Origin of the sequence: Inconstantimicrobium porci (assembly GCF_009696465.1) — a bacterium.
Taxonomy (GTDB): domain Bacteria; phylum Bacillota; class Clostridia; order Clostridiales; family Clostridiaceae; genus Inconstantimicrobium; species Inconstantimicrobium porci.
In genome coordinates this window covers 1-8,961 of the sequence record NZ_VULX01000044.1, presented here as the reverse complement: position 1 = coordinate 8,961, position 8,961 = coordinate 1, and the positions used below count along the sequence as shown (strand labels likewise).

Here is an 8,961-nt window from a genome sequence, read left to right as displayed (position 1 = left end):
AACTTATTCCTTTTTCATTTAAACTTAAATCATACATAAACTCAGCTCCATTCATTTAATATCGACAATTAAATTATAATGGATAATTTATGTATTGGGGAGATGTTTTTACATCTCCTTTATTTTTATCAATTTTCCTGCCTACAAAAATTATACTCTAACTATAGTAATTTATCTTTAAACTACTAATAGCACCTCTTCAATCTATTTTCTAAGTTCATAAAATGGCTAAAGTAATTATAGATACTCTTCCAACAGGATTAACACTGTATACAGGTGCTGACACACTAAATGGAGTCACTAAAAACGGTACTGCATTAACTACAGGAGTTACTTTTGGCGGAACAACTGCACCTACTGTTACTGTTGCAGCTACGGAAATTGCTGCAGGTGATGTAATAATTGCTACTCTTGACACTTATGTAAGTGATTCAGCAAGTATTACTGTAGATACAGATATAACTAACAATTCAGCAGTTTCATTCTCTACTGCCGCAACAGGAAAGTATGTAAGTTCAGGCGGCGCCGTCAATTTCCAGTTAACTTGCACTAACGATCTAAATCTTGCTGCTCCAGCTACAATTCTGCCAAGTGCTACAGGAACACAGCTTCAATTACAATTTACTGCTTCAGACAATATAGGTGCACTTCAGAGTATAACAGATAAAGCTACTTTATCAATCGGCGGTGCTGGTCAGAATGTAACAGTAACAATAAATATAAGAAAATCTGTTGTATCATCCTCATCATCACCTGTAATAATAACTGTATTAAAAAATATCCTAACAAAGTAAAGTAGGGGTGGAGAGACATATTCCGAAGCCTCCGCCATAACACGCTCCAATTCGTTTCTTCATATGTCTCTCCACCCCCTTGATTACTAAAGGATGAAATTGCATTATACCATTTTTTGAATTAATTCCTTACTTTTCTTCCAATAAATTTCACTATCTCATTAACAACAATTATGCTGGCTGAAAATGCAATTACTTTAACCCACATAACAAAGCTTAGTGGCACTGTGTTAAAGAAACTCTTAAATAACATTGTACATATTATCTGGAAAACAGCAGTACCTGCAATTATCTTTAAGAATATTGTGTTCTTAGTTAAGTTTTGAACAATGCTGTCAAAGCCAAATTCTCTACAGTTAAATGCATTTAATAAAGCACTGAAAGCAAATATTGAGAACATTACAGTTTCTTTTTCAGCTTCTGATGCACCTAATATATTAAAGTTCTGCTGTAATAACAGGATTGCTATCATATATAATCCATTCATTAAAATAGTAACTTTCATTGTATTGCTGATAATATTAGCTTTTCTGTTGATTGGCTTCTTATCAAGCACGTGTCTTCTTACTGGCTCAAGTCCTAAAGCTAGAGCTGGAGGACCGTCCATAATGATGTTGACCCATAATAGCTGGATAGTTGTAAATGGCATTTCCTTGCCCATAAGCTGTGAGATAATTGCGATTAAGAAAGCAACTATATTAACAGTCAGCTGGAACTGGATAAATCTCTGGAAGTTTTCATATATTCCTCTTCCCCATTCAATTCCTCTGACTATTGTTGAGAAACTGTCATCTGTAAGGATGATATCTGCTGCACTCTTTGAAACTTCTGTACCTGATATTCCCATAGCAATACCAACATCTGCTTTTGAAAGTGCTGGAGCATCATTGATACCATCACCTGTAACTGCCACTACTTCTTCATTTCTCTGAAGAGCATTAACGATTCTCATCTTAGTGTCTGGCTTTGATCTTGCGACGATTCCGATATCCCCTATTTCATCTCTTAATTCTTCATCAGTTAAAGTATCTATATATGAAGATTCTACTGCTTTTTTACCGCCATCTAAAAGACCAAGTTCAAGTCCGATTGCTCTTGCAGTATTGATGTTATCACCTGTAAGCATTTTAACCTGCACACCTGCTTTGTGGGCAATTTCAACAGACTCTTTTACATCAGGTCTTAGTGGATCCCTTATGCCGACAAATCCGCTGAATACAAAATCTCCACCAGTAACTTCACCCTCTGCTTCTGCACACGCTTCAAGCATTGCTTCTTCCATGACTACATAAGCAAAACCTAAAGCTCTCATAGACTTAACCTGAAGCTTTTGAATTTCAGCTAAAACTTCCTGTCTTATTTCATCAGTAAGTTCTACAATGCTATTATCTTTCTGAATAAAACTGCATCTTTCAAGAATAACTTCTGGTGCACCTTTAAGAAGTGCTACTGTATCATTATCACTCTTAATTATTGTAGTCATCCTCTTAAGCTGAGAATTAAAAGGTTTCTGTATTATAATCTCTGATTCATGTCTTATTTTTCTATAATCCTTGTCAAGATTGTATAAAAGGAGCGCACATTCAGTCGCACTACCAAGATACTTAAATGAGTCACCGTCTTTTTCAATATCTGCTGTAGAATTCAAAAGACAGTTTTCAGTAAAGTAGCTGCTGCTTTTATATGATGAGTCTTCAACATATTTTCCATCAACATATACAGTTTCAACTGTCATTCTATTCTGAGTAAGAGTACCAGTCTTATCAGAGCAGATAACTGAAACTGAACCTATAGTTTCACATGCTTCCTTCTTAGTTACAAGTGCATTTATCTTTGCCATCTTGTTCATTGTAACTGCAAGTGTCATATTAACAAGAGTAGGCAGACCTTCTGGAACTGCTGCAACAATTAATGCAATACATACTGTAAAAGCAGTCTTTGCTGGACCTATTGATTCTAAGAATGGCATAAATCCTGATGTGTCTACATTTAGTACACCACCTGTCACCATCTTAACCATCATAAAGATAAATAAAAGTCCTGCAAGTGCTCCTGAAAGCTTAGAAATAAGTGAACCTAAGTTGCCAAGCTTAACCTGAAGCGGAGTCATCTCTTCTTCAACACCTGAAATGTTTTGGGCAATCTTACCCATTTCAGTATTATCACCTATAGCAGTCACAACCATAGTTCCCCTGCCATATGCTACAAGTGTACCTGTAAAAATCATATTAATCTGTTTAGCTGGAATAGGTTCCTGTTCTATAACGCCACTTTTAGACAGGACCTTTTCCATGCCTATAATTACATCATGTTTCTTAGTTACATCATCAGATTCACCAGTAAGCATGTCCTCTCTTACCTTTAAGTTAATGCTGTCAATAAGTCTGCCATCTGCCGGTGCCATATCACCAGTTTCTATGAAAACTATATCTCCTGGTACAAGCTGACTCTTCGGTATCTGCTGAACCTTGCCATCTCTTAAAACTTTAACATCTATATTTTCTGTAAGCTTTGAAAGTTCTTCTGCTGCTTTCTTTGATTTACCTTCAGTTACAAGACCAATACCAACACCAAGGCATATTGCACACACAATACCTATCGCATCACTGTATTCTCCTATAGCTGCACTGATAACTGCTGCAAAAATAAGAACTACAATCATTGGCTCCTTTAAGGCATCAATAACATCTTTTAAAAAGCTGCCCTCTTCTTTTACTGAGAATTCATTTAAACCATACTTTTTTTGTCTTTCACACACATCATTACTTGAAAGACCCGACACACAACTAGTTGAAAGTTCTTTTAACACATCGTCTTTGCTATTTCCATAATACTTCATAGTAAATCCCTTCCTCTCTTTTATAAAAATAAATTTAATATCTTCTTCACGATAAAAGAAATTTGTAGATCAATTAAGAGCTAAGAACGAAGAGCTAAGAGCATAGGATTTAACTCAGCTGTAGCTGAGTTCCCAAAAGAGGAGAAATCTCCTCTTTAAAACTCTTCTTAGTTTAAAAACTCAGAAGTTTGGAGGTGAAACCTCCATTAAAATTTAGAAATTAGTAAACAAAGTGAACTAATTTCATCCTGTTCTCTTATCTCTACTCTCATCTCTCTAATCTTTTTCAAATTCTAGTTTATCTGTAGTCCTAAAAAGCACTTGAGTTAAAATCCTTCGTTCTATAGTTTAAAAATATATAATGCATAAAAAAAGCGAGACTCATGCGTAACAAGAATGTTATGCATGAGTCTCGCTTTTTAATACTAGACCAGACTGATACAAGAACCAGCCATGATTGTTGATCTAGTAACATATAATATATGCAAACTACTCCCTCAGGAATTTATCTTCATTTTTAATTTATATTCATTATGGCACATTTAGCTTGGCTTGTCAACATTTTTTAGTTCATTATTTTATCTTGATTTCCATATTCCGAAGACTGGTATCAGTCTTTGTATGCTTTAAATTAATTTTTATCTTCTTAGTGTCATTTTTATTACTTGGAAATATCTTATCTATAGTAAACAATATGCTTCTGTTCACTTTTTGTGCATGAATATTACAATTTTCATTAGAAACATCATAATTTATCTTCGCAACATTAAGCTTTTATGTTACTGTTTTAATCACTTTTTATAAAAATTATTCATATTACTTATTTCTAGTGATAATAATATTGGTATATGTATAAGCAACAACCAGTCACTAGAGATTACAGGAAATGAAAAGGGAATTTTGAAAATAAGCGGAAAAGGCTCAGTTAAAAAAAATGGCTCAGGCCTTTTAATTCTACAGGGTGGTAATGGCGGAGACTGCACTGGAAATTACGGTTGTGGAATTTGCGCATCTGGTGGCGAAGCAAAAGAAAATTTTTTATAGAAACTGATATAAAAGACGCAGCATAGTGAATATATACTCACTATGCTGCGTCTTGCTTTTAACAGTTTACTGTTCTAATGAATTAAGAGTAGTTGTAACTGCTGCGTAATCTGGATCTATTCCTGGATTGAAGGTACAGTTTACATTCGGATAAATTACCAATTTGTATTTTAAATTTTGCTGTCCTTCTCCATTCATTGTAGCGAAAGTATAAACTGCATTGACTGTCTGATCTGCAGCCTTCTGAATTGTAACTGGTATACCAACTACAGATAAATCATACACATTCATTGGCTAGTTTACAGTAGCAGTTGCTGCAGTACCAATTGGATCTCCTGAAGCATTAAGCATTGTGAATGTTGGTAAATCTTAAAGTAGCAAATGCACTTCCTGCACTAGGTACTTTTACTTGTGACTGAAATTTTAATATTGAACCATTAATAATACCTGGCATTTATTTTCTATCCTTTACATTTTATTCATGTTACATATTATGAAAGTAATTTGCAATGTAACACATAAAATCACTATTTACTTACATTTCAAAGTGTTTGTATATTCCTTAAACTTATCACGGACATAATTATAATGTACATTTGCAATTTGCTCTAAAGACATGCCATTAACACCATTCTGTGCCTTGTTAAAGCAAGGGACATATTGAACTAGAAGTCCTATTACTGTCTTCATTCCTAGTAAATATAAATTAAGTACATCATCCATTGAGGCATTTTCAAGCCTTGGTACTAAATTCTTAATAGTATTATCTATTTCAGTATCAATTTCGTTGATTTTACTATTGAAAGTATTTTCATCTAATGATTTAGCTGCTGTTGTGCAGCCAAATTTATTTACATGATACTCATACAACTTCTTAAATTCATCAAGCTGCTTTTCTATCTCACTATCAACAGTAACTCCCTTAACCTCACCATTCTTCACTTTTGCAAAACATGGTACATAATTTAAATGTGCCTTAATTACTGCTGTATATACGGTCTTTAATATTGTATAGACTTGATCCATACTAGCATTAACACAAAGATCAGCTATCTTAAAGAAGAAATATTTTACTCTTTCTTCAATAAGATTGTCTAAACCGCTCATACTTCCTTGATAATTCATGCTTCCTGGATTATACATATTTCCAGAGCCATCTGAACTTCCTGTGTTTCCTTGATAGTTTGTACCACCTTGATAACTCGTATTTCCTGTATTCCCCTGATAACCTGTACCTTGCGTATTACCTTGAGAATAAATATTACTTGGATAACCGGCATTATTTCCTTGATTATACATATTTGATGCATCATCCTCATTTCCTGCATTACCCATGCTGCCTTCGTTTCTAAAGCATCTATCTTCTCCCAGTCCAAGCTCTGTGCATGAAATGCTTCTAACTATAACAAAATACTCCTGTGGATTATTTATAATCATTTAATTACTCCATAAAAAATTTATACCCTATATTCTATGAAAAATTTCTGTTATTGATATCAAAACATTAACAAATCTTAATAATTTTATCCTACTGAATGCAAAATATATGCTGATTACAGCCATGTCACTTGATTTAAAGACTCTGCTTATATCAGTAATTAAATTTCTTGAACTTTAATATATTTCGACAATAAACCAGTTTATTTTTACACATAATATTTCTCATGTCATATAATATCCTATAATACTATATTGTGTGGTGATATTTTTGAATTATTGTTGTGATGAAGACAAGATAAAGGCAATATGCAAAGAGTTATATCTTAAAAAGTCATTTAAATTCTGTAGAAATGTAGATCATATAGTTGACTCTGATATCTGCGTCAAAAGCCTTAGGTACAAAATTATAATGTGTGATGATAAGTACAAATTATTAGTTCAAGGCTTTGTCTGTATAAAGATTAAATACTGTTCTGATGCTTGTTATAGCAAAATTATATGTGAGGAACGCTCTTTACCATTTGCAACGCTTATAGCTATACCTCCATGTAGTAAGATAAAAGACATCAATATTTGTATCAATAAGTGTAAAATATATCGATGTGACTGCAGAGAATTATTATTTAAGTTTATACTTGGCATAGATGTTATAATATTAGTTAAAGATACACGCCCTAAAGTCTCAGCAAACCTTGCATGCTTCTGTAATAATGAAGCTTGCTCATTATGCAATAATATCGATTTTAGGGATGATTTCTATCCTTATTAATCAAATCAACAATAAGTCTATAAAGACTGTCATAATTAATTTTAAACTCTTTTTATAATAAAAAAATATAGAACGATGTAATTCGCAGTATTCACTATTAATTACATCGTTCTCTATTTAATCTATGTCAGTTGTTTTGATTCCATTTTCATTTAGTTCATATACTTTTGTGCAAACTTCTTTTATATACTTTCTATCATGGGACACACTAATGATCGCACCTTTAAAGTTCTTTAAAATCTTACGGATTACTGGATTAGAAAGTGGCGAAAAGTTTCTTGTTGGTTCATCTAGAATGAGTACATCATAACCTTTCATCGTCATCTTCAGGAATAGAAGTTTTGCCTTCTGTCCACCTGACAGCTCACTTATCTTATGATTCATTTCCTCTATTGTATATCTTAAACTTCCAAGGAATGTACATATCCTCACATTTTCTTCTTTATCATAAGTTTCACTTAGGAATTCTATAGGAGTTTCATCAAAGTTTAATAAGTCTTCATAATTCTGCGGCATATAAAAGACTTTTATGTCTTTCCTTTGAGTCATTTTAGAGTATATGTCCTTAATAAGTGTTGTTTTGCCTGCACCATTCTTTCCTATAATACATACTTTCTGTGGCCCCATTATCGTAAGCTTTATGTTCTCTGATAAAACTCTCTCATCTACCATAAGCTTATCCTTCTCATAATCAAGTACAGTTTTACCATTAGGCATTTCAATGTTATCACTGAACTTAATGAAGATTGCGTCTTCGCTCTCAGGTATTTCAGTAAAGTTTTCGTATTGTTTTTCAAATCTCTTTTCCTGTGATTTTATAGAGTGCATTTTCTTCTTAAGCAGCTTGCCCCCATGAGGATCCCCTCTGGAGATATTATTCTGCTGATGCTCAACCTTCTGCTGTATCTGTCTGAACTTTTCCTGCTGCTTTTCATATTCGTTCCTTTCATTTTTAGCAACCTGGGCCTGATGTTCAAAAAGTCTTAATCTCTCTGTAACATAATCTGTATAACCACTCTTTTTAACTGTATACCTTGTAACTCTTTTCCTCTGAAGCTGCTCAAGATGGACAATAATATTGGCTGTGTTTTCAAGCAACACTTCGTCATGAGAAATATACATGATTGGTACATTGGTCTTGTTGATAAATTTCTCCAGCCATTTTAAAGTATCTATATCAATATCATTTGATGGCTCATCAAGAAGAAGAACATCTGGATTTTTTATCATTAAGCAGGCAATCTGAAGCTTTACCTTTTCACCGCCAGAAAAACTCTTTAGCTTTTGATCTGAATAAAGCATTTCTATATCTATATTCAGTTCTGAACAAATCCTTGATAATTCTTTTGGCGAAATGTCAAAGAAAGATGATTCTTTTGAGCAGAATTCATAAGCTGTCTTTTCCTTATCTTCTGCAGAAAGCTCCTGTGCAAGATAGCCAATTATAAGACCTTTCTTCATTATCTGTCCACTATAATCAGCATAATCTGCAACTAAATTTTCATCATATATAAGCTTAAGAAGAGTAGATTTTCCGTTTCCTTCTTCACCAATAACTGCTGCCTTGTCTCCATCATTAAGTGTAATTGAAAAATCCTTAATAATAGTTCTTAAATCTTTTTGATGCGTAATATTTAAATTCTTTATTTGTAGCATAATATCATCTCCTGTAACAAAAAAATCTGCTTTCAGGCATTTCTATGCCAAAAAACAGATTTAAATATCATGATACTAAGATACTAAAATTATAAATAACTATAAATATATAATTATTTCTACTTCAAAACAGTAAGATGATATAAATAACCTATAAAATGGCCGCAGAAATACCCAAAAGTATTCTGTTAGATCAATTTATAAGTTATCTGAACATCTTACCACCCTTTTCGTTATTTAATAAGGAAATTCTAACATATTATACTTTTTAAATCAATATGTTTGTGTCAAGTGTTTGTGTCAAGTAAATGTTGGCAAAAATATATCTTTTTAAACTTTTTATTAATTATCCATTATTTTACATATAAATTGTATTTTTTCCCTTCCCTATAAATCTATTTTATGTATATGATAAATCT

The 8,961-nt window shown here is 32.8% G+C and carries 7 protein-coding genes; 3 read left to right on the top strand and 4 right to left on the bottom strand.

The features are described 5' to 3' along the window. The first annotated feature begins 224 nt into the window (after nucleotides 1-224). Nucleotides 225-794: a hypothetical protein gene (locus tag FYJ33_RS15430; RefSeq protein ID WP_154532786.1), complete on the top strand. Its 570-nt coding sequence runs from the start codon at nucleotides 225-227 to the stop codon at nucleotides 792-794. 121 nt (nucleotides 795-915) lie between these two features. Here the strand turns inward: FYJ33_RS15430 and FYJ33_RS15425 are convergent, their stop codons facing one another. Beyond that, nucleotides 916-3,633 carry a calcium-translocating P-type ATPase, PMCA-type gene (locus tag FYJ33_RS15425; protein ID WP_154532784.1) on the bottom strand — a complete coding sequence of 906 codons (2,718 nt, stop codon included), beginning with the start codon at nucleotides 3,631-3,633 and terminating at the stop codon, nucleotides 916-918. A gap of 900 nt (nucleotides 3,634-4,533) precedes the next feature. Between FYJ33_RS15425 and FYJ33_RS15420 the strand changes: the two genes are divergently transcribed. Then, nucleotides 4,534-4,677, top strand: a complete 144-nt coding sequence (locus FYJ33_RS15420; protein ID WP_154532782.1) for a hypothetical protein — start codon at nucleotides 4,534-4,536, stop codon at nucleotides 4,675-4,677. Between the two features lie 66 nt (nucleotides 4,678-4,743). Here the strand turns inward: FYJ33_RS15420 and FYJ33_RS15415 are convergent, their stop codons facing one another. Beyond that, nucleotides 4,744-4,968 (bottom strand): hypothetical protein, encoded by a 225-nt coding sequence (locus FYJ33_RS15415; protein WP_154532780.1) that lies wholly within the window; start codon nucleotides 4,966-4,968, stop codon nucleotides 4,744-4,746. A 240-nt stretch (nucleotides 4,969-5,208) separates the two neighbouring features. Next, nucleotides 5,209-6,114 (bottom strand): hypothetical protein, encoded by a 906-nt coding sequence (locus FYJ33_RS15410; RefSeq protein WP_154532778.1) that lies wholly within the window; start codon nucleotides 6,112-6,114, stop codon nucleotides 5,209-5,211. Nucleotides 6,115-6,385: 271 nt separating this feature from the next. Here FYJ33_RS15410 and FYJ33_RS15405 point away from each other — a divergent pair, with 271 nt between their 5' ends. Continuing rightward, the gene (locus tag FYJ33_RS15405; protein ID WP_154532776.1) at nucleotides 6,386-6,886 is read left to right on the top strand and encodes a DUF3794 domain-containing protein; all 501 of its coding nucleotides are present in this window, start codon (nucleotides 6,386-6,388) and stop codon (nucleotides 6,884-6,886) included. Between the two features lie 117 nt (nucleotides 6,887-7,003). On the opposite strand, the gene FYJ33_RS15400 is transcribed toward FYJ33_RS15405, so the two are convergent. Then, nucleotides 7,004-8,542 (bottom strand): ATP-binding cassette domain-containing protein, encoded by a 1,539-nt coding sequence (locus FYJ33_RS15400; RefSeq protein WP_154532774.1) that lies wholly within the window; start codon nucleotides 8,540-8,542, stop codon nucleotides 7,004-7,006. Between the last annotated feature and the right edge of the window lie 419 nt (nucleotides 8,543-8,961).

Excerpts from the sequence above, each read along its gene's own strand:
- FYJ33_RS15425 (WP_154532784.1), bottom strand. The coding sequence starts at position 3,633 with ATGAAGTATTATGGAAATAGCAAAGACGATGTGTTAAAAGAACTTTCA.
- FYJ33_RS15400 (WP_154532774.1), bottom strand. The coding sequence starts at position 8,542 with ATGCTACAAATAAAGAATTTAAATATTACGCATCAAAAAGATTTAAGA.
- FYJ33_RS15430 (WP_154532786.1), top strand. The coding sequence starts at position 225 with ATGGCTAAAGTAATTATAGATACTCTTCCAACAGGATTAACACTGTAT.
- FYJ33_RS15415 (WP_154532780.1), bottom strand. The coding sequence starts at position 4,968 with ATGAATGTGTATGATTTATCTGTAGTTGGTATACCAGTTACAATTCAG.
- FYJ33_RS15410 (WP_154532778.1), bottom strand. The coding sequence starts at position 6,114 with ATGATTATAAATAATCCACAGGAGTATTTTGTTATAGTTAGAAGCATT.